The organism is Melioribacteraceae bacterium, from assembly GCA_019638015.1.
Classification (GTDB): Bacteria; Bacteroidota; Ignavibacteria; order Ignavibacteriales; family Melioribacteraceae; genus JAHBUP01.
On the sequence record JAHBUP010000001.1, the window covers coordinates 2,821,311 to 2,845,180 of the forward strand.

General features: G+C 33.8%; 12 protein-coding genes. 6 read left to right on the plus strand and 6 right to left on the minus strand.

Features of this window, described 5'->3' with window-relative positions; all coding sequences use genetic code 11:
• Window positions 1–114: 114 nt before the first annotated feature.
• Window positions 115–1,215 carry a hypothetical protein gene (locus KF816_12185; GenBank protein ID MBX3008772.1) on the plus strand — a complete coding sequence of 367 codons (1,101 nt, stop codon included), beginning with the start codon at window positions 115–117 and terminating at the stop codon, window positions 1,213–1,215.
• A 124-nt stretch (window positions 1,216–1,339) separates the two neighbouring features.
• A complete protein-coding gene (locus tag KF816_12190; GenBank protein ID MBX3008773.1) occupies window positions 1,340–1,516 on the plus strand; it encodes a hypothetical protein in 177 nt (58 codons plus the stop codon).
• A gap of 79 nt (window positions 1,517–1,595) precedes the next feature.
• Here the strand turns inward: KF816_12190 and KF816_12195 are convergent, their stop codons facing one another.
• A complete protein-coding gene (locus tag KF816_12195) occupies window positions 1,596–1,961 on the minus strand; it encodes a hypothetical protein (GenBank protein MBX3008774.1) in 366 nt (121 codons plus the stop codon).
• A gap of 337 nt (window positions 1,962–2,298) precedes the next feature.
• On the opposite strand from KF816_12195, the gene KF816_12200 reads away from it, so the two are divergent.
• The gene (locus KF816_12200) at window positions 2,299–5,379 is read left to right on the plus strand and encodes a PAS domain S-box protein (protein ID MBX3008775.1); all 3,081 of its coding nucleotides are present in this window, start codon (window positions 2,299–2,301) and stop codon (window positions 5,377–5,379) included.
• Window positions 5,380–5,424: 45 nt separating this feature from the next.
• Here the strand turns inward: KF816_12200 and KF816_12205 are convergent, their stop codons facing one another.
• On the minus strand, window positions 5,425–6,315 hold the full coding sequence (locus tag KF816_12205) for a polysaccharide deacetylase family protein (protein ID MBX3008776.1): 891 nt from the start codon (window positions 6,313–6,315) through the stop codon (window positions 5,425–5,427).
• Between the two features lie 409 nt (window positions 6,316–6,724).
• On the opposite strand from KF816_12205, the gene KF816_12210 reads away from it, so the two are divergent.
• The 3 genes from KF816_12210 (at window position 6,725) to KF816_12220 (ending at window position 15,281) form a co-directional block, all read left to right on the plus strand.
• On the plus strand, window positions 6,725–10,897 hold the full coding sequence (locus tag KF816_12210) for a PAS domain S-box protein (protein MBX3008777.1): 4,173 nt from the start codon (window positions 6,725–6,727) through the stop codon (window positions 10,895–10,897).
• Between the two features lie 123 nt (window positions 10,898–11,020).
• Window positions 11,021–11,242: a JAB domain-containing protein gene (locus KF816_12215; GenBank protein ID MBX3008778.1), complete on the plus strand. Its 222-nt coding sequence runs from the start codon at window positions 11,021–11,023 to the stop codon at window positions 11,240–11,242.
• Between the two features lie 304 nt (window positions 11,243–11,546).
• A complete protein-coding gene (locus tag KF816_12220; protein MBX3008779.1) occupies window positions 11,547–15,281 on the plus strand; it encodes a PAS domain S-box protein in 3,735 nt (1,244 codons plus the stop codon).
• Window positions 15,282–15,356: 75 nt separating this feature from the next.
• Here the strand turns inward: KF816_12220 and KF816_12225 are convergent, their stop codons facing one another.
• The 4 genes from KF816_12225 to KF816_12240 form a co-directional block, all read right to left on the minus strand.
• Window positions 15,357–17,087 carry a PAS domain-containing sensor histidine kinase gene (locus tag KF816_12225; GenBank protein MBX3008780.1) on the minus strand — a complete coding sequence of 577 codons (1,731 nt, stop codon included), beginning with the start codon at window positions 17,085–17,087 and terminating at the stop codon, window positions 15,357–15,359.
• A 14-nt stretch (window positions 17,088–17,101) separates the two neighbouring features.
• A complete protein-coding gene (locus KF816_12230; protein ID MBX3008781.1) occupies window positions 17,102–18,391 on the minus strand; it encodes a PAS domain-containing protein in 1,290 nt (429 codons plus the stop codon).
• An 18-nt stretch (window positions 18,392–18,409) separates the two neighbouring features.
• Window positions 18,410–22,102 carry a PAS domain S-box protein gene (locus KF816_12235; protein MBX3008782.1) on the minus strand — a complete coding sequence of 1,231 codons (3,693 nt, stop codon included), beginning with the start codon at window positions 22,100–22,102 and terminating at the stop codon, window positions 18,410–18,412.
• Window positions 22,103–22,250: 148 nt separating this feature from the next.
• A complete protein-coding gene (locus KF816_12240; GenBank protein ID MBX3008783.1) occupies window positions 22,251–23,453 on the minus strand; it encodes a PAS domain S-box protein in 1,203 nt (400 codons plus the stop codon).
• Between the last annotated feature and the right edge of the window lie 417 nt (window positions 23,454–23,870).

The following is a 23,870-nucleotide window of genomic DNA, read 5'->3' on the forward strand; positions in this document are numbered from 1 at the left end:
TTGTCTGAATAATCTACATAGATCAATAATAATTTATTGGAATAGATAAGTGATTGCTGAGTATAATTTACTTAATGTACGTCGAAATAATCAAAAATATTTACCGGATAGTTTATGAGATTAACAATTCTATTTATAATGTTATTCATCTGTAATCTGATGATAGCTCAGGACAATTTATCATCAGCCAAAGTTATTAGGTATAATAGCATTCCCGATACCATCTTGCATGTTTCGGAAATCCAGGAAATTGTGTTTCAGTCGGGTCAATTTAATGTTTATGGCAATCTTTATTTACCGGTTGCTGGAGATTTAAAATATCCCCTTGTTATTTGGGTCGCTGGAAGCGGGGCAAGTTATAAAGTTGTAAACAACTCTGAAACAAAGAAACTAATTAACTGCTTCCTTGATAACGGTATGGCTTATTTTAGAATTGATAAACCGGGTTATGGAGATACAAAGGGAAAGTTAAATGATGACAGCCTCTTTATTCAACTTTCGGATATCGTAATCAACGCAATAAATTCATTAATTAAATTACCTAACATCGACTCCACAAAAATTGGTTTGTTTGGAAGCAGTCAGGCAGGTTATATAATGCCAATCGCCGCAAAAAGAACTGAGAAAATTTCATTTATAATTGGTTCATCTCTTCCGGGAGAAAATTCGATTGACCAATGGAATTATTTAATTGAGAAACAGATGATTTGTGAGGGATATACCGAGAAGATTGCAAAAAAGAATATTGAGATGTTTGGTTTATTACGATGTAGTGAAAATAAAACTGATTTTGATAAAGCTCTTAAGTATTTCCGCACAAATCCGATGATAATCAAATCTGTTGGATATGATTCCACTCTTGTTGATCGCGCTATAAATTGGTGGCCCCGAACAATCGACTCGACACATCAATCATATTTTAATCCAATTTCCGTTGTGGAAAAATTGAGTATCCCAATATTTTTAATTTTTGGAGACAAAGATACTCAGATAGATCCGTTTCAAGCTATTGATGCATACACAGCTGCATTTTCAAGATCGGATAATAAAAAGAGTAAAATAATTCTTTTAAAAAATACTGATCATAATATGTCAATTAACGAATCCGGATGTCTCAGCGAAATTGGGCGGCTTCAAAAAGAGAGAAAATACAACTTCAATAAGGATTATTTAACCACGATTAATACATGGATTAAAGTCCTAAAAGAGAAATAATGAGTTTTATGTGGGGATTAATAAAGCATAGTGGCTACTTAAAGAATAGTAAAAAATTAATAAAAAGATTTTAATTTGAGGATAAATAAATTTAACATAACTAATAAATTGAGTGGGTGTATATATGGAAGCAAAAATTGAAGATGGAAAACTTATAATTACAATTGAATTGCAAGAACCAACCCCTAGCGCATCAGGTAAAACTTTGGTTGTTGCTACTACTCATGGGAACATGACAACACAATGCGTGATTAATGGTAAAAATGTGGTCGTGGGGCTAAACGCCTATATAAAAAAATGATTTGATTCTTCTTAATTCTCAAATAATTAATAACAATCGGGGGTTCTTTCATTTAATTAATTAAGCCAAAAAATTTCATCTATTGTTTGCTCAATAGAGTCTCGGCATCTTCCAGAGTTGGGACATAACTTAAATTATATTGGTCTGTTTGCAAAGAATTATTAGCGAACTGAATTAAACCCATTTGTGATGTACCGACAACTCTCACAACTCTATTGACTCCTTTCTGAATTAGCATTACAATAATTTCCTTTAAAATAATACCCGCTTTTTCATCCGCCCGAATTAATTTAGAAATATCATTCACCACATCAAATCCAGGTTTGATATTACTTATTGTTGTTTCGATAGCATGCTTAGCATTCTGCGCCTCTTCAAAATTTAGGATGCCGGCTATGGTGATATAAATTCTATTTTGAGATTCATGCAATCTGACTTTGTACATAATTAATTACCCCATTGGTGAAAAGTTCAACATGTTAAAAATTTACGTTATTTAGTTACAAATGTTTTTAAATAAAAGCAAAAAAGATTTAACAGTGTAAACAATTTTGCACTCACTCCTCAATATACTTTTTTAGAATAGATTGTTTGAATTATTACTATATAATTATTTCTTATTACGAGAATAAATTGTATGTTATTTACATACTGACATAGATTATAATAAGAAAGATAAAATGTACTTTATAACTTCTTTGTTGCATATATGAAACCAATTTGGAGAGGAGTAAAATTACCTGAATCTAGATTAATGGAAGTGGCGAATAATGAATAATTGTGTGAACGAATTATTTTTATTAACGACAAATTTGTCACAGCTCCAAAATAAAGAGTTGGTAAAAAAGCTTTTTTTGGAAAGTCTAAATTCCATTTTCTTAAATGGCGAGTTTACTTGGGATGAAGAGGAAGAGAGTAAACACCCGAAAGAACACCATGTGATTATTTGTACCCGCAATAAATCTTTTGGGAAGCTTACATTTAATTCTAGATTAATGGCAGAAGCTGAATCTTATGCAATGATTCAAAATGCCGCGAAAATTCTTGCCGTTATACTGGAAAAAATAGATTCGGATGAGTTGCTTCTCGATCAAAAGAATAAATTACAAAAATTCGTAGATGAACAAACCAAAGATCTTATTGCCAGCAGAGATGAAATAAAAAGTATTGCTGAGAACAGCCCCGATATTATTCAACGTTTTGACAGACAAGCACGTCATTTATTTGTTAATAGTCACGTTTATAGTATAACAGGAATAAAGTCTAATGAATTTATTGGCAAAACACATAAAGAACTTGGATTTAATAAAGTACAAAGTGACTACTGGGAAAATAAAATTGAGGAAGTCTTTGAAACTAAAGTAATGCTTGAGACAGATTTTGAATTCCAACATGACGACAAAACCATAATCTTTAACTTGAGGCTCATCCCGGAATTCGATGGCAGCGGTGAGGTGGCAACTGTTCTAAGTATTGCACGGGATATCACCGAGTCAAAGAAGCATGAAGCAAAATTAATCGATAGCGAAAGAAATATTAAGGAAACTCACAAAATTGCTCATCTGGGTAATTGGGAGCTAAATCATATAAGCAATAAACTCATCTGGTCCGAGGGTATTTTTGAGATATTTGAAATAAGAGAGACAGATTTTGTGGCTACATACGAGGCATTTCTAAATTCAATACATCCTGAGGATCGCGACTTTGTTAATAATGCGTATAAAGAATCACTGCTGAATAAAATTCCATATGAAATTTCCCACCGATTAAAGATGAATGATGGTAGAATTAAGTGGGTTAATGAAATTTGCAGAACCGAATTTGATGATAAAGGAAATCCTATCCGCTCTATCGGCATTGTTCAAGATATCACTGAAAGAAAACAGTATGAGCTGGCATTAAAAGAAAGTGAGGAACGTTATAAAAGAATTACATCCGGCCTAACAGATTACCTCTATACAGTTAAAATTAAAGATGGGAATGTATTTGAGACAATTCACAATGAAGCATGTTTGACTGTTACAGGTTATTCTTCACAAGATTTCAATAATGATCCATATCTGTGGATAAATATGGTTTTCCCGGAGGATAGAGATTGGGTTGCCGGTATCTCTTCAAAAATACTAAATGGGTCAGACGTACCTCCAATCGAGCATAGAATAATCTGCAAGGATGGTAAAGTTAAGTGGATTAATCACACACACATTCCTCATTTCAATTCAAATGGTGAAATTGATTCATATGATGGATTAATAAAAGATATTACTGAGCGCATGTATATCAAAGAAGCTTTACAGGAAAATGAAAATAAAATGCGGTTAATTGTTGAAGGGACTCCCTATTTATTTTTCTATACTCAAGATCCTAATGCAATCGTAACTTACGTTTCACCTTCTGTAGAGAGAATTACAGGTCATTCAGTTGAGGAATGGATTGGTCAATCTCATTGGTTTGCAACAGATAACGAAATAAATGAACTTGCAAAAATCGCTACACGCGCTCATTTGAGAGGCGAGTTTACCACAGGCCCTGTTATTGTTGAAATAGAACATGCAAAAAAACATCCAGTACTTTTGGAGACTTACGAAAATCCAATGATTGTAAATGGTATTGTAGTTGGTGTTCAAGGTGTAGCTCATGACATTACTGAAAGAATTAATGCAGAGGCTAAGGTAAATAATGAAAGAAATATGCTAAGAACCCTCATAGACCATCTTCCGGAATCAGTTCACATTTACATTAAAGATAAGCAAAGCAGATATGTAATAAACAATCGTTCGCATCTGATATCATTGGGTTTATCCCGGCAAGAAGATGCTGTTGGAAAAACATCTTTAGATTTTTTCAAGAAGGAAAACGCCGAAGTTTACATTGCCGATGAGCAGGAAGTTATTAGAACCGGTATCCCAATCATTGAAAAAGAAGAATATAGTTTTAATCACCAATATCCCGGAGAAAGAATTCACCTTACCACAAAGGTACCGATCCGTGATTTAAAAGGAGAAGTAATTGGCATTGTTGGAATGAGCAACGATATTACCGAACGCAAGCATTCTGAAATTGAACTTGATAATTACCGACATCATTTAGAAGATTTGGTACGAACTAGAACTGAAGAATTGGAAAGAGCCAACGAATCATTGAGATCTCTTGTTGAGAAAGAAAAAGAGTTGAGTGAAATTAAATCAAGGTTTATCTCAACCACTTCCCACGAATTTAGAACACCATTAACCTCAATTCTATCTTCAGTAGAATTGCTAAAACGACTTGGGGTAAAGTGGAGTGACGAAAAAAAGAATGAACACTACAATAGAATTATTGGTTCGGTGGATTATCTAACAAACCTTCTCGATGATATATTAACTCTTAACAGAGCAGATTCCGGTAAAATTATCTTTAACCCGGAAAAAATAAATTTTTATGCCTTAGTGGAAAGTTGTTTAACAGATGCCCGATTATTGATGACAAGTGCTCATGAATTAAAATATAATTATCGTTCAAAGCACAAGGAGTTTTTTTTAGATCCAAAACTTATGAGATTTGTTTTTAACAACTTATTATCCAACGCCATAAAATTCTCTCCTGATGGAGGGACTATCGATCTCAATATTTCAGTTATGAAAAATAAACTACTAATTAAAGTAAGTGATCATGGATTGGGAATTCCAAAAGAGGAGTTAGAAAATATCTTCGATTCTTTTTATAGGTCGAAGAAAGTAGCTGCTATTTCGGGTTCTGGATTGGGGCTTGCAATTGTAAAGCGATCTGTAGACCTTCACAACGGGGAGATAGTTGTGAAGAGTGAGTTAAACAAAGGAACTACTTTTATTGTTACTTTACCACTGCTTTCAACAGCAGAGTAAAGATTTACTGTATTAAATAATTTCTGTTTCTAAAGCTAAATCAAATTAGTAGCCGGTTTCGACAGGCGATTTCATTTTGCTCAATCCAATCTCTTTAATAAGATCATCATATGTTATAAGCCGAATGTTATTCAACTCAAATAAATTTTCATTCATCACAGAAACGAGCGCCCGCAGTTCAGATTCTCTATGTTTACTCATTTCATTCAGTCCAAATGAATTCATATCTATCATAGCCTGTAATTCATCATTATCTACACCTATATGGCATACGAGCAAACTAATTTTTTCCGATGGTAAATTTTTTAGTGTAAATATCAATGAATCTCTTTTTGAATCGATCGGATCAGAGTACATATTCTTTACATCCTCCTCTCCAAAATAACGAGATATTCCCAATCCATATTCAGTAGCTAATTTTTCCACTATGTTTCTTAATTCAGGTCTATCAACCGCGGTTCCCATATGATAATCAACATACGATACTTTAAGCCCACTTTTTACAGCCCTATCTATTTGAGCACGCAATTCAATTTCAACTTCCTCCAACTTTGGATTGTTGTTAAAAAAAGCGGCCCTTGATGGGAAAAAATATCCATGCTCATCAACTAAAGAAGGAACCTTATCCTTTCCGGCTACAGGTCCCCAGCGATAATTTTTCCATTCTGAATTTAGGGTCAAATGAATTCCGGCTGTTATTTCGGGATGAGATTTAAGAAGATCAACCCCCTCCTGGTACCATGCACATGGGAACATCACTGAAGCTGAAAATATTAATCCGGTTTCAATTAATTCTTTAGCGGCAAGATTAACAGCATGTGACATTCCTATATCGTCACATCTTATGAGAAGTAGTTTTTGTGATTCTTTCTCCTGCCCAAACAGATTAAGAGTCATATATATAATCAGGAATAAACTTACAAGTTTGCATCTCATAACACCTCCCAAATGATATAACTTAAATTACACTATATTTTTACCTTGATGAAATAATATTCACATTAATTTAATCACATCATATTTGTTGAGCGTACTTACAAGAGTATTGTTGAAAAGCCGTGGTTGTGGTTAAATGATAGAGCAATTTTTTCAACTGGACGAGAAAAAAATAAGAAATCCTCTTAAATTTTTTATTTAAATCATTCTTTGCATAATGAGATATAAATAATCTTTAAATTATTCATATCTTGGTACGATAATAAGATACAAATTAACTTGATAATTAAGGGCACTCTACTAAATTATTATGAATATTGTGCTATCAAGACCTTTATTGCTTGAAATTGGTGAGGTAATTCGGGACAATGATTACCGAACATTCAACATATAATGTGAGTAATTTATTATGGACCACAAATTAGAAGATATTGTAGATGTAAAGTTACTCCAAGAATTACAAGAAAAGTTAAATGTAATTTACTCTTTCCCTTCCGCAATAATTGATAATGATGGTAAGGTTCTCACGGCAGTAGCCTGGCAAGATATCTGCACTAAATTTCACCGTATAAATCCCGAATCTGAAAAAGAATGTATTAAAAGTGATCATTATATCTTTGAACACCTCAAAGAAGCCAACCCCGCAGTAAGTTACAAATGTCCTCACGGCCTGGTTGATAACGCTACTCCTATAATAATTGATGGGAAACATTATGGTAATTTCTTTACCGGTCAGTTTTTTCTTGAAACAAAACCTGATATGGAATTTTTCAGACAACAGGCAAAAAAGTTTGGATTTGATGAAGCCAGTTACTTAGAAGCAGTTCAAAAAGTACCAGTATGGTCAGAAGAAAAATTACACCAATATTTAGATTTCATTAAAGGGTTCATTGATATAATTGCCGGTATTGGGATTAAAAACTTAAAAGAGATTGAGGTAAACAGAAATCTTAATGAAAGTGAAAAAAGATTTAAGGCAATAGTTGAGTGTACATCGGACTGGGTTTGGGAAATTGATGAGAAAGGCAAATATTGTTTCTGCTCTGAAAATGTTGAAAATCTTTTGGGGTATAAGGCTGAGGAAATATTAGGCAAAACACCTTTCGATTTGATGCTCCCAGAAGATGTTGAAAAGAATAAAAAAGCATTTTTCGACATTTTAGCCGCAAAAGATGCAATAGAAGATTTTGAAAATTGGAATTTGCACAAAGATGGCCGAAAGATTTGTCTTCTAACTAATGGTTTTCCAATATTTGATGAAAAAGGAAATGTAATAGGTTATAAAGGAGCAGATAAAGATATAACAGAACGGAAACAAAACGAATTATTGCTTCAAAAGAAAAGCGAAGAAATAGCTGAACAAAACGAAAAGCTGCTTCAAACAAATCTGGAACTTATTGCAGCCAAAGAAGGATCCGAAAGAAAAGAAGTCTATTTGCAAACATTATTATCAGTCATAGAAGAAACAATTGTAAGTAGAGATTTAAATAATGAGGTTGTTTATTTTAATAAAGCATTCGACAATACTACAAGAAATATATTCAATGAACCTGCTTTTGTGGGAATGAATACACTAAAATTACTACCTAAAGAAGCAAAAGAATTTTGGGAAGATATTTTATTACAAGTCAAAAATGGAAAAATTAATAGTTATGAATATGAATTTCCAACTATTGATAATAAAGTAAATTATTATGTTACTTCTCATATACCAATAAGATATGACAAAAAAATTATTGGGACTCTTGAAATAACTAAGGATATATCCAACTATAAACAAAGAGAATTAGAATTAAAAACAGCAAAACTCAAAGCAGAAGAAAGTGAAGAAAGATTTAAGCTGGCCATGAGAGCATCAAATGATGGTTTGTTTGACTGGAATCTTGAAACCAACGAAATCTATTACTCTCCTGCATGGAAAAAAATGCTGGGGTATGAAGATCATGAGTTACCTAATGATTTTTCAGTTTGGGAAAATAGCACAGACCCTGGAGACGTCAAGAAATCGTTGGAACTCCAGCAGAAGCTTATCTCGAGACAAATCGACAGATTTGAGACAGAATTTAGAATGAAGCATAAAGATGGACATTGGGTTGATATCCTCTCTCGTGCAGAAGCCATTTTTAACGACAATGGAAAAGCCATTAGAATGATCGGAACCCATGTTGATATAACCGAGCGTAAGCTGGTCGAAGAAACCTTACGAATTAGTGAATCACGATATGCCCTTCTTATTCAGAATCTAGATGCTGGAATTGTTATTCATGCCCCGGATACTTCAATCATAATGAACAATCAAAGAGCATCTGAAATTTTGGGATTAAGCGATGCTCAACTTAGAGGAAAAGCCGCAACAGATCCAAGCTGGAGATTTGTGAATGAACAGAGAATTCCTTTAACCCATGACGAGTATCCTGTTAACCGGGTTTTAGCAAATAAACAGCCAATAAAAGATCAGTTAGTTGGGATACATCAACCTGGTCAAAGTTGTTTTGTTTGGGCAACAGTAAGTGGATTTCCGGTACTCAATGAATCTGGCGAGATAACAGAAATCTTGATCAGTTTTTTTGATATCACTGAACAAAAGCAAGCCGAAATAGCACTCTCGAATAAAGAAAGATATCAACGAGCGTTGCTGGATAACTTTCCATTTGCAGTATGGTTGAAAGACACTGAAAGCAGATTTCTTGCGGTTAATCAGACTTTTGCCAATACATTTAAAGTACCTTCTGCTGATATGCTGATTGGAAAGACTGATTTTGATATTGCAATCCAAAGCGTAGCAGAATTGTACCGAGCCAATGACCGTGCCGTTATGCTCTCCCGTCAGAAACAGGTAAATGAAGAGATTGTAGCTGGACTTGGAGAACTGAATTGGGCTGAGACTTATAAAGCCCCCGTGGTAAGTGAAAGTGGTGAATTGTTAGGGACAGTAGGTTTTTTCAGAGATATATCAGAACGCAAGCTAGCAGAACAAGCATTAATTAAGAGTGAAGCTATAAAAAACGCAATGGTTTCTAATCTTAGTGATGTGATAGTCATTATAGACAAAAATGGAATAAATAAGTATAAAAGCCCAAATGTTACAAAGTTGTTCGGGTGGAATCCGGAAGAACTGGTTGGCAAAAATACGTGGGATAATATTCATCCAGACGATTTGGAAGCTGGACAGAAATTTTTAGGCACAATCTTAACTGAACCCAATGCTACAGGAACTACTGAACTCCGATACAAACGGAAAGACGGAAATTATGTATGGATAGAGATAAGTGTCATAAATCTTTTACATGATAAGTATATTGATGGGATTTTGGGAAATTACAAAGACATAACCGAACGCAAGCAAGCAGAAGTGGCTCTTGCACAGAGTAGGTCGGAACTAAAGGCTATTTACGAATACTCACCTGTTATGATGTGCCTCGTTGATGAAAACCGACAGATAATATTTGCAAACCCTGCATTTACGACTTTAACAGGGACAACCGAAGAATTTTTAAAGGGCGGTTATGCTTGTGGAGTATTTGGATGCATTAATGCAATGGACGATGTCCGGGGTTGTGGATTCGGATCGAATTGCCAGAATTGCCAATTAAGAATAGCCATGGACGACACTCTTAAAAATGGGACAGGACACACTAACGTGGAATATCATACTACTCTTTTACATAATGGAGAAACTAGAAAGGTGTCTTTACTCGGATCTACCGCACTTATCGAAAGCGATAGTCATCGCAACCTGTTATTATGTTTACACGATATCACCGAACGTAAACAAGCCGAGATAGATCTCGAATCGCATAGAAACCACCTGGAAGATTTAGTAAAAGTTAGAACCGACGAGTTGGAAAAAGCAAATGACTCATTAAGAAAAGTGGTAGATAAAGAAAGAGAACTTAACGAATTGAAGTCAAGGTTTTTGTCTACTACTTCTCATGAGTTTAGAACTCCTTTAACGGCAGTACTTTCATCAACAGAACTACTCCAACGTTTTGGTACTAAATGGAGTGATGAAAAGAAAGATGAACATTACAATCGGATAATAACATCAGTTGAATACCTCACAAAACTTCTTGATGACATATTAACGCTTAATCGAGCCGAATCGGGAAAGATAAGTTATCAACCCGAACCAGTGGACCTGCACAAGCTTGCTGAAGAGTGCCTTAAAGATGCAAAACTATTTATGAATGAAAAGCACGAACCGAAGTTTAATTACAAGTCCAAACAGAAAGAATTTCAATTAGATCCGAAATTAATGAAATTTGTTTTTAACAATTTGCTTTCTAATGCCGCTAAGTATTCCCCTCAAGGAGGTTTAGTTGAGTTAAAAATTTCTTTGAATAAAATGCATATTTTAATACAAGTTAGTGATGAAGGAATAGGGGTCCCACCGGAAGATTTAGATAAAATCTTTGAAGCATTCTACCGCACAAAAACCACAAATGAAATTGCCGGCACCGGATTAGGTTTATCAATTGTAAAGCGAGCTGTGGATTTTCATGGCGGCGAGATAAAAGTTGAAAGTAAATTAGGTGAAGGGACTAGATTCTTAGTGCAAATACCTATTCTTGAATCGAAGTAATAATAAATATATAAATTTCAAGATTAGCCTCGCACGCAGCGGGGCTTTTATTTTTCGATGCAACTATACAAGTAGACACTATGCAAACCTAAATCACCATCTTTCTCCATGAGATTTTAACCAATGCGAATCACTAAGAAGAATAGCATACCGTTGTATATCCAATTGGCTTTCCGCCGCGCAATTGTTCCCTCATGCAAAAATATAATCGTAGCTCATAATCACCCCTCAGGAAACCCCGAACCAAGTAACGAAAACATTAACTTAACCGAGAAGCTTGTTGAAGCCGGAAAGATAATTGAGATAAATGTATTTGACCATATCATCTTTGCCGAGGGTACATAAACGAGCTTTGTTGAGAAGCGGCTGATATGATTAAATCATAGATTGGGTTCACATGGATGAATAAAAAAAGATGGGTGCTCCAATTGTCTACTTTTTTTATCAGTATTTACATAATGAGTTATAAATAATCTTGAATTATTCATATCTTAATACGATAATAAGATATAAAATAAAATGATAAATATGGGATTTCTATCGCGATTGTTAGAACATCTCGTTACTAAGGATAGATTAACTAAAAATAGGTGATGTAATTCGGAACAATCATTACTGATCATTCAACATATAGTGTGAGTAATTTATTATGGACCACAAATTAGAAGATATTGTAGATGTAAAGTTACTCCAAGAATTACAAGAAAAGTTAAATGTAATCTATTCATTCCCCTCTGCAATTATTGATAATGATGGCAAAGTTCTTACCGCTGTAGCATGGCAAGATATCTGCACTAAATTTCACCGAGTAAACACCGAATCAGAAAAAGAATGTATTAAGAGCGATCAATATATTTTAGAACATCTTAATGAAGCTAATCCCGCAGTAAGTTACAAATGCCCTCACGGCCTGGTTGATAATGCTACTCCTATAATAATTAACGGGAAACATTATGGTAATTTCTTCACCGGTCAGTTTTTTCTTGAAACGAAACCCGACATTGAATTTTTCAGACAACAGGCTATAAAGTTTGGATTTGATGAAGTCAGTTACTTAGAAGCAGTTCAAAAAGTACCAATATGGTCAGAAGAAAAATTACACCAATATTTAGATTTCATTAAAGGGTTTATAGAAATTATTGCCGGAATTGGATTAAAGAATTTAAAGGAGATCGAATCAAATAAGCAATTAGAACTTGCCTATGAAAAGTTACAACAGGAGAATGAAGAACGTAAGCAGGCCGAGACAGCATACAACGAATCAAGTCAATTTAACAAGCAAGTAATTAATAATGCACAAGTAGGCATTATCGTTTATGACCTTAATCTGAAATATCAGGTTTGGAATCCATTTATGGAGAATATAAGTGGAATACCTGCTTCTGAAGTACTGGGTAAACATCCAATGGAAGTGTTTCCGTTTTTAAAAGATGTTGGTATGATAGAAATACTTGAGAGAGCGCTAAAAGGTGAAATTATTGAAAGTATTGATTTCCCATTCCATGTAGCGTCAACTGGCAAAAAAGGTTGGACCTCGGATAAAACCGCACCTTTATGTAATTCCGAAGGCGAAATAATTGGAGCTATAGCTACAGTACGTGATATCACCGAACGCAAGCGGGCGGAAGATGCGTTGCGGGAAAGTGAAAGAAAAAACAAGGCATGGATTGAGAATTCACCGGTTTGCACTAAAATAGTTGATCTGGATTTTAATCTTCAATTTATGAGTGAATCTGGAATCAGAGAATTGCGAATTGATAATATCAATGAGTTTTATGGCAAACCTTATCCTTTTTATTTCTATCCTGATTCTTTCAAAATCCCGATGCGGGATAACCTAAGAAAGGCAAAGGAAACAGGCGAGATCATCACTCAAGAAGCCTCAGTGAATGATATTGAAGGGAACAAATTATGGTATCATTCAACCATCGTTCCGGTTAAGAACGATCACGGCATCCTCGACTATTTATTGGTTGTATCACTGGAAACAACTAACCGTAAGAAGGCTGAATTAGCTTTAATCGAAGCCATAGAAAAAGTCGAAAAAAGTGAAGAAAGATTCAAGCTGGCAATGAAAGCTTCAAATGACGGTTTATTTGACTGGAACCTAATAACTAATGAAACCTACTACTCTCCTAGATGGAAAAGCATGCTTGGATATAAAGATAATGAACTTCCTAATGATTTCTCAATATGGGAGAATTATACAGATCCGGATGATGTAAAAAAAACTTGGGAAATTATACGAAGGCTTATTTCCAAACAAATTGATCGATTTAGTATAGAATTTAAAATGAAACATAAGGATGGGCATTGGGTGGATATTCTTGCCCGTGCTGAAGCTATTTTTAACGAGAATGGAAAAGCAGTGAGGATAATTGGAACTCATACGGATATTACCGAACGCAAGCAGATAGAAAATTTACTAATTGAAAATGATAAAAAAGTTAATTCTCTTGTAGAGAAATTTAACATTTCCCAAAATCAAGCGAAGATTGGAAGTTGGGAGTGGGATTTACAAACCAATAACATATGGTGGTCTGAAGAGACGTACAAAATATTTGGAGTAACTCCTTCTGACTATAAACCCGACTTCGAAACCAATGGAAAGTTCCTACACCCTGATGATCAAAAAGAATATGCTTCATCATTCGCAAAATGCTTAGAGTCTGGTGAGGAGCTTAATTTCGATGTAAGATTAATAACACCTTCGGGTGAAATTAAATACTGTAACGCAAGAGGTAAAGCTAGCTACAACTCTAACAATCAACCAGTAATTTTTAGCGGTGTAATTGCGGATATTACAGAGCGAAAATTAGTTGAAAAAAAACTATACGAAAGCGAAGCTAAATATCGTTTACAGTTTCAGAATATGAGTTCCTATAATTCTATTTATGAAGTTGTTACAGACATAGAGGGCAACCCGTGTGATTTTAGGTTTGTAATGGTAAACCAAGCATATGAAACCTATGTTGGGAAAAGAGCTGCTGATTTAATAGGGAAAACATTATTGGAAGTTTATCCTGAAACTGAGCAGTATTGGATAGATAAAATGGTAGAAGCTGTTATCACAGAAAAGCCCCTCTATATTGAAAATTATAGCAAGGTTATGAACACCTATACCGATATTGAGCTTTACGTACCCCAAAAAGGTCAACTTGCCATGATTAGTTCAAACATCAATGATCGCAAAATTGCTGAAGAAGCCGTGCGAAAGAGCGAAGCAATAAAAAACGCAATGGTTTCTAATATTAGTGATGTGATAGTCATAATCGACTCAAATGGTATAAATAAATATAAAAGTCCAAATGTCACCAAATTGTTCGGATGGAATCCTGAAGAACTGGTTGGTAAAAATACGTGGGATAATATTCATCCAGACGATTTGGAAGCCGGACAGAAATTTTTAGGGACAATCTTATCTGAGCCCAATGCAACCGGAACAACTGAACTCAGGTACAAACGCAAAGATGGAAATTATGTATGGATAGAAATTAATGTTATAAATCTTTTAGATGATAATTATATAAATGGAATTTTGGGAAATTACAAAGACATAACCGAACGCAAGCAAGCCGAGATGGATCTTGAAATGCATAAAAACCACCTCGAAGAGTTAGTAAAAGTTAGAACTGAAGAATTGGAAAAAGCAAATTATTCATTACAACAAATAGTTGATAAAGAAAAAGAGCTTAATGAAATGAAGTCCAGATTTTTATCTACTACATCTCATGAATTTCGAACTCCTTTAACATCAATACTTTCATCTTCAGAACTTATTCAGCGTTTTGGCTCAAAATGGAGCGATGAGAAGAGGAGCGAACATTTAAATAGGATTATCATATCAGTGGAATACCTAACAAGACTTCTTGATGATATATTAACTCTCAACCGGGCAGATTCAGGAAAGATCAGCTTTAATCCGGAGAAGTTAAATTTGCACCAGTTTGCAAATGACTGTTTGCTTGATGCTGAGCTTTTAATGACTGATATGCATGAACTTAAGTTTAATTATAAGTCCAAACAGAATGAATTCCAATTGGATCCGAAACTGATGAAATTTATTTTTAACAACTTACTTTCTAATGCCGCCAAGTATTCTCCTAAAGGAGGTTTAGTTGAGTTAAATATATCTACGGATAAAAAACGCATCTTAATTGAAGTAAGTGATCAAGGAATTGGAATCCCTTCAGATGAAACAGATAAAATCTTTGAATCATTCTACCGAACAAAACATACTAATAATATTGCCGGAACTGGTTTAGGATTAGCAATCGTAAAACGAGCCGTTGATTTGCATGGCGGTGAAATAAAAGTAGAAAGTGAATTGGGTAAAGGGACTACTTTTACAGTTAAGATTCCAATAGCTGCTGGACTTAGATAAATTTTACTAGTCACTATTTAATCTTACAGCTCCAGTTGTTATTTAACAAGTTACCGTAAAATTATTTATACAACCTCAGCAAGAGATTACAGGTATAAAAACAATAAAAGTTGTTCCAACGCCAACTTTTGATTCAATTTCAATTCTACCCTTATGTAGATCAACCGCATTTTTCACAATTGACAAACCTAATCCCGAACCACTAATAGCCTCAACATTTGAGGCTCTGTAAAACGTTTCGAAAACTTTTAATAAGTCATTCTCGGGTATTCCTATTCCACTATCCTTAATTCTAATCTCAATTTCTCGGTCATTTGACTTAACTATAAATTCAATAACTCCACCTTTAGGCGAATACTTAACAGCATTAGAGAATAAATTCTGTAAAATTAAATCTAATTGTTTCTTGTCAAGATTATATTTATCCTTTTCGCAAATATAAACGTGCCTTATTATATGACTTAAATTGTTCTCCATTACTTGCTCAACTAAATCTTTGCAATAATATTTAAAATCGATTTCTGCAAAATTTAATTGTTGCTTGCCAGAGTCAGCTCTATTTAGTGTAATCACTTCATCCATTAGCAGAATTAATCTATCAACTGAGTCTTGAATACGGCTTAAATGAAGATTAATTTTTTCATCAGAGTGGTTTTTAATATGTCTCTGAATTAATTCTGTTGAAGATAAAATTGCGGTCAAAGGGGTTCTAAATTCATGTGAAGCTGTCGAAATAAAACGACTTTTTAATTGGTTGAGCTCTTTTTCCTTTGCGAGTGACTCTATAAGCTTTTGTTCTGCCAATTGTTTGAGTTTAACTTCGTTTAGTAAGGATTTATTCGCCAAATCAAGTTGTTGGGTTCTTGAATTAACTAATTCATGAAGATGCTCTTTATAGTTCTTTAGTTCTGTAATATCCTGGAATATGGCTAAGAATTTCTCTTCTGAAATTTTCGATGCTGTTACAATAGCCCAAAATTTCTCCCCATTCTTTTTTTTGATTAAGAACTCACCTTTTGCAAAACCCTTTGCCACTAATTCGTGGAAATGATTTTCGGCTTCTCTGATCATGACTTCATCTACGATATCTGAAATACTTGTAGTGTAGAGTTCAGATTTTGAGTAACCAAGCATGTTCTCAATAAATGGATTCGAATCGATATGTTTTCCATTCTGATCAGATACTAGAACACCAACTGAGACATTTTCGACATAACGACGAAATTTATTTTCACTTTCAGAGAGGGTTTTGTGAGTTCTTTTTGTTTCTGTGATGTCTGAGAATGAAATAAGCAGTTCTAAATTTCCTTCTTCATCGTCAATTTTTATGTTAAAGAGTTTCCCCTCCAAACGGCAGAACAAATGGGTGTTTAATCTTGTTTTTATTCTCACTTCAATTTGCTTATTTGAAGGACTTTTAAAAAAAGCTTTATACCTACTTAAGAACAATTCACGATCTTCCTCTACTAAAAAATCCACAACAGCTTTACCAACAACATCATCCTCAAAATTCGTCATATGATAAAAAGTTGCATTAGCTTTGGTAATTATCCCAACCTTATTGCATATTAAATAACCAACGGGAGCATTGTGAAATAAAGAATAAAATCTTTCAAAAGAATTATTAATTCGGCCTTGAGCTTTTAATAATTCTTCATTTTGGATCTCTAGTTCAATTTTATAAACTTGCAGTTCTTGAGCCAGTTTTAGCAGCTGCTCCTGGTTCATGTTTTCAGGAATAGATTCTATAAACTTAATTCTTTCTTCTGCCTTTGCACGGAGACTTGCTTTATCCATATAGTCCATAATTACTTCTGATTTTATTGAGGAATTGTAACATAAATTGTTGTCCCCTCACCAAGAACACTTTCAACTTTTAATTCACCATTGAGTAATTGAACAAACTCTTTGCAGATAATCAGTCCCAATCCAGTCCCCTTTTCATCTTTGGTCCCCCGAACTGAAACTATTTCTCCCGGTTTAAATAATCTGTTCAATATTGTCTCTGGGATTCCAACCCCCTTATCTTTGATAATTAATTCAATTGAGTTGCTTTGTAATTTCTTTGTTTGAATAAATATTTCGCCCCCGCTATTTGAATACTTAATGGCATTTCCGATTAAGTTTCTTAGAATTGTATTAAAAAGATTTACATCAATTTTAATATTGAACACGTCGTTCAATTCGAGCTTAAATTTTACACCTTTAAAATCAGCTGAATTTAAGTGTACTTTAACAGTTTCATGAATAAGCGAATTTAATTCTACAAGGCTCGGATTTAGAACTAATCTTCCCGTTTGTGCACTCGCCCAGTTTAACAGATTATCTAAAAGTTCGTAAACGCCTTTTGCAGAATCATAAACTGCGTTAACTAATAGTTTGTTTTGATCATTAAAAGATTCAGATTCATCCTTAAACAGACTTAGCATTCCCAAGAATCCACTAAATGGACTTCGCAAATCGTGAGCAATAATTGAAAAGAATTTATCTCTATCTTCGTTAAGTTCTTTTAATTGTTTTTCACTTTCTTCTCTTTTCTGTTGGGCAATTTTTATATCTGTAATATCAAGAATAGTTATGAGGAGTAATGGGGTATTATATTTTCCTAGATTGATACTATCAGAAGATATTTGTGCGGCTTCGATTCTGACATCAATTACTTTTGAATTGGAGAGAATAAGTTTAGTTTCTACTATTTTATTTAGTGGGTTTTTAAAGAAAGCTTTATATCTTGCGTTAAACTCATTTCTATTACTTTCTGCGATGAAATAACTGAAAGGTTTGCGAATAATCTCACCTAATGATTTCCCGGTTAAATTACAAAAGGTATCATTAGCGTGTGTAATTATTTCATTCTCATCCAATACCAGGTGGCTTACTGGTGTATTATGGTATAAATGATAAAATTGTTGTACTGTTTTATCTAATTGATTGCTAATGTTTCGTAATTCTTCATTTTGAAGTTCTAATTCTATTTGGTAGACATGAAAATCGTGAATAATTTTTTGAACCTCATCAAAAGATAAATCTTTACGATTTATTTCTACTTGTTGAACAAGTAACTCAGCTTTTTCTTTTAATTCAAGAAGATAATCCTCATTTTTTCTCACGAACTAAATCTCATAATATTATCTATTTATTAAGTTGACAGTACCAATAACTCTAGTAGGTTTATCATTTTTATCCCTCTCAACAATTTTACCTTTATCATGAAAGGTTTTCCATGAGCCATCTTTGCATTTAATTCTGTATTTACATTCGTACAAATCCTTTTGCCCACTCAAATGATCACGCATTGCGTTCATGGTTTTTTCGTAATCATCCGGATGCACTTTGCTTGTCCAAAACTCCAATTCTTGCTCACCTTTAATTTCAGAATAACCAATTAGTTCACTTTTAAGATTGCCGGCTATAACCTTATTAGTCTCAATATTCCAATCCCACCATATCAAATCTGATATTTTAAGCGCACTATCCAAGCGCTTATTAATATCTATAATGTATTTAGCATCACTTATAGTTTGAGTAATATCATCAAACGTACTATATACCTGATGCGGAGTTGATTCTCCCTCTTTAAAAAGAGGAATTGAATTTATATTAATCCATCGAATACTCTCAGTTTTAGGATTAAAGACTCCCATTGTTTGACCAAGCACCGGTCTCCCAGACTTTAATGCAATCATTGCAGGATGCACTTCCCCGTTAAATTCTGACCCATCAATTTTTATTGCTTTCCATCTAGGATCAATTGACGTTCTTCCTAACATTTGATCCAATGTGAGACCTAACAATTCAAACGCAGCATTATTAGCCGAAATTATTTCCCCATCTCTGTTTTGATAAACAACTCCTTCGGCCATAGTATCAAACAGCAGTTTATATTCTCGTTCAATTTTTAATGCTTTATCAATAGCCTCGTTTCGTAGCGATAAATCTAACATTGTAAAAATGTTGCCCTTGCTGCTGTCAGCAAATTCAAGAGGAGCAACACTTAATAGAATTTGAATTGAAGTACCATCCTTTTTAATCCATTCAGTTTCCAAAGTAGCTATTCCATGTTTACTGATTTGACCATCAATAAATTTGCCAACAGATTCAAACTCTTCTTCATTTTTATAAAAGTGTTTTGTACTCCGGTTTATAATTTCAGATCTGGAATAGCCAAGAAACTCGCACATTTTATCATTTACTTCTTCTACAACTCTCTCCTTAACAAGTCCAACACCAACCGGAGCAGTTTTATATATACTTTGTAATTTGTTCTCACTACCCAATAAATCGTTCTGAATATTTTTTAGCTTTGTAATGTTTATAAATGTTAAGACTACACCGCTGTAAGTATTATTTCCAATTTGGTACGGAAGTACTCTAAGAAAGTACCAATTGCCATCATCTGCTTCTACTTCCAGTTCAATTGGTTTGTGGTTAAGTTCAACTTCTTTTATTACCCGCCATATATCCACATTCTTCATCATATGAGTAAGGTGATTTACCGGGCGTCCAATATCGTTTAATAATATCTTGAATATTTTTTGTATCTCGGGAGTAAACTTTCTTATTTCCAAATTTTCATCTAAAAACAAAGTGCCAATCTGGGTACTCGATAAAAGATTATCGAGATCGTTATTAAGTTCAGTCAGTTCAATAATCTTACTTTGATACTCTGAATTAACTGTATGTAATTCTTCATTAACAGACTGCAACTCCTCATTGGTACTTTGCAATTCCTCATTGCTCGCCAGTAATTCCTCATTAGTTGCCTGTAACTCTTCATTTGCGGTTTCTAATTCTTCAATAGTGGCCTGCAGATTTTCACGCGTAAACTGCAGTTCTTGTTCGAGATCATGAATTCTTTGTTCAGCTTCCAAACTAACATCGTAAACGGTTGCGGCTTCCTTCTGCTGCGGAACTATTGGAGCGGTTGACTCTTCAATATAAACTATAGCAATTTTCAAATGCCCTTTTTTTGAAGGCAACATTTTCATTCTTAAATCAACATTTTTTATTTCTGCATTTAATGTGGCTCTGATGTTTGAATATTTTAATTCATTCCCTGCATGAAAAACTTTTTGCAGTCCGGTAGATATTGGAATTGCCAGTTCCTTAGAAGCCATTTTAGTAATATCATTGGTTAACTTTCCAATTGGGAGTTTAAAATAGCCGCTTGTATCACCAAGAATATGAAGTATTTCCATCTGTTCATTCACAACAATGGCGGCGGTTATGTAATCTTCTGCAACTGATTGTATGATCCGATCTAACAACCTCTCTTCTTCCTGACCTTTAAGAACCGAGGATGAGCCATATAAACGCCTTGAAATAGGGCGAACATCAGGCAAAACCGGGAAATCCGCATTATTAATTGTGTGGTGTTTTTTCCCCCTAGATTTGTAAATCTTGAATTTATTGTGAACTGCTTCAAATAAATCTCCCATTTCACCGGTTGTTTCACTAGTGCCAAGCAGAAGAATACCCTGAGGTTTCAGAGAAAAGTTAAACAGCTCCATAACTTTCCTCTGAAGAATTGGTTGAAGATAAATCAGCAAATTTCTACAACTGATAAGATCGATATTTGTGAAAGGAGGATCTTTCGCCAGATTATGCTGAGCGAATACTACCATTTCTCTTATCGATCTGGCAATCTGATATTTATCATCTCTTTTAACAAAGTATTTAGATAAATACTTCGGGGGCAGATCCGCAGTAATACTTTCTGAATAAAGTCCGGCGCTTGCATTCATAATTGCATCTCTATCAATATCCGTTGCGAATATTTTAAGATCGCATACTTGACCGCTCTGCTCCATTATCTCTCTGCTTATCATCGCGATAGTATATGCTTCTTCACCAGTGGAACATCCGGCAATCCAAAACCTCAATTCCCGGTTTTGCGGATTAGAAATGATAATCGGCAGATAGGTTTCATAAATCTCATCAAAGACTTCCTTATCTCTAAAAAAACAGGTAACCCCTATAAGAAGCTCTCTAAATAGTATTACAATTTCGCCGGAATGAGATTCCAATAATCTCACATACTCATTTAGTTGTTCAATTTGATTTACAGTCATTCTTCTTTCAATTCTGCGAAGCACTGTACTAGGTTTATAAAAAGTAAAATCAACTTTAGTTCTCTCTCTTAATAAAGAAAAAACTCTGGTTAAACCATCTTCGTCAGAAAGAAAAGCTTGCGGTCTTTCAGTTTTTGTTGAATAGGGATGTTTTACAAGATTCATTAATTTCTGTGGAATTTCTTCTGGGGCTAAAATAAAATCTGTTAAACCCGTTGAGATTGTCGCGCGTGGCATTCCATCGAATTTTGCCGTCTCTTCGCTTTGTGCAATAACTAATCCACCGGCTTCTTTTATTGATCTTATTCCTCTAACACCATCACTACCAGTACCACTTAGTATTATACCAATGGATTTCTCACCCTGATCTTCTGCTAAAGAACGTAAAAATATATCTATCGGTAGATTTATTCCCTTGGAATGATCTGAATCTCTTAGTATAAGTTTTCCATGAAATATTGATAGATTCTTTTTGGGTGGGATTAAATAGATGCAATCTGGTTCTACAACAATTCCATCTTCTGCTCTTTTTACAATCATTTCCGTTCTTTTGCTAAGCAATTCAACCATCAGACTTTTATAATCCGGAGAAAGATGTTGAATTACAATAAATGCAATTCCGGAAGTACGTGGCATATTAGAAAACAACAACTCTAATGCTTCTAATCCACCTGCCGAAGCCCCGACTCCTACATAATACTTAACTTTATTTTCTATATGGGGTGTTTCATCATTCGACACCACATCCATAAAAACCTCAGGGAACAATTCAAGTTTAGACACAAGTCTTTGTTAGTATTAATTAAATTGGAATATCTGGTTCTATTTGTCAAGCAGCAATCGATACATAATATGTTAAAACAACGAAAAGACCTATGACAAAACTATGACAGGTATCTTACTGATATTCAAGAAAATCAATGAGATTATCTGTTATTCCTAATCCGAGTTTTTTCTTTAAACGAACTCGAGAGCGTTGGATACTAGTATCCTTAACGTTGGTAAGGTTTGCAATTTCTTTTGTGGAAAATTTTAATTTGATATACGCACAATGTCTTAAATCTGATTGAGTTAAACCGGGGTATTGTTTTTTTAATTTGATCAAAAAGTCTCCATGAATTTCCTCAAAATGGATTTTTATTTTCCTCCAGTCATTTTCAATATCATCAAATTGATCAAATATTTTCTTCATTTCTTTCTTATCAATTACATTAAACGCATACTTCTTAAAATATTTTTCAAGTTGCAATCTTAGTCTAATAACCAATTCATTCTTCTTTGTTATCCTGAGGAATTCCGAAAGCAACTGTTTTTTTTCCTTTACCAAATTTATTTGATCCGTGATATCTGAAAAGAAAGCTTGTAAATAATGCTCATTATCTTCGTAATAGTCTGAAACAATTAGTTTTAATAATCGGATTTCACCATCATTACGTACTATTCTATGTTCTATTGAGAATGGAAATTCAATTGTACCTTTTTCAATCATCTCCAGACGTTTTGTTACTTTTCTTCTATCTTTATGAAAGACTCTCTCAATTAACGATTTACTCTTCATTTCCTGGAGGGTACTTACTCCATGCATTCTAAGAAGTGGATCATTCGCATAAATAATTTCATAACCTTTTGTAATTCCAATTCCAAAAGGAGAATGCTCTATGAGGTTTTTATACTGTTGATCTTTATAATATTTTTTTCTCTCAATATTTTTTCTTTCTGTTATCTCTCTATTACTTCCCCTGATACCTATCATTTTACCATAATCATTGTAAACATGCTGGCATATCTGTTCAATCCATTTTTCTTTACCGTTAGCATCTATGATTCGATACTCAATGGTATCACCATTGCATGATTTTTTCTTTTTATGAGTAAGGTATTTTTTCTTATCATCAGGGTGAACTATTTCTAACATTTTTTTTTTGTTTCTTACGAATTCTTCCGAACTGTATCCAGTAATCCTTTTGCAAGATGGAGAATGGTAAATACTTTTACCATATTTATCCTGAAAAAATTCCCAGTCGTAAGTATTGTCTACAATAATTTTATAGAAATCGCTGGACTTATAAAAATCGTGTTTCAATTTTTTTTGATTATTCATAATTATTAACCTGGTGTCATTTCAATTTTTGAATTCTTAAACAAAATTACCCCCTTGTAATAATTAGCTACCTACATAAATCATTGCAATTATTGGTGAAATGGTAAAACATTAATCTCAACTATAGTCCTCTTTAATATTATTATTCTAACTAATGATTTAATATAAATACTTGCTATAGAATTTCTTAACCCATACCAAAAAAGTCCCCATTGCAAACATAATCTACTGGCGATAAAAAACCTGTTTCGTTGAACCTGAGGCAAAAATAAATTGAGACCAGCTTTAGAATCATCAATTCACTGTATACATAATTGCATACATTGTCAATTAAACTGAAGAAAATAGTTCGTTTTTAAGCTGTTTTACAATACAAGCTTTTGATTTCAAAAACCCTTATCTAGAAACGAAAAAAGG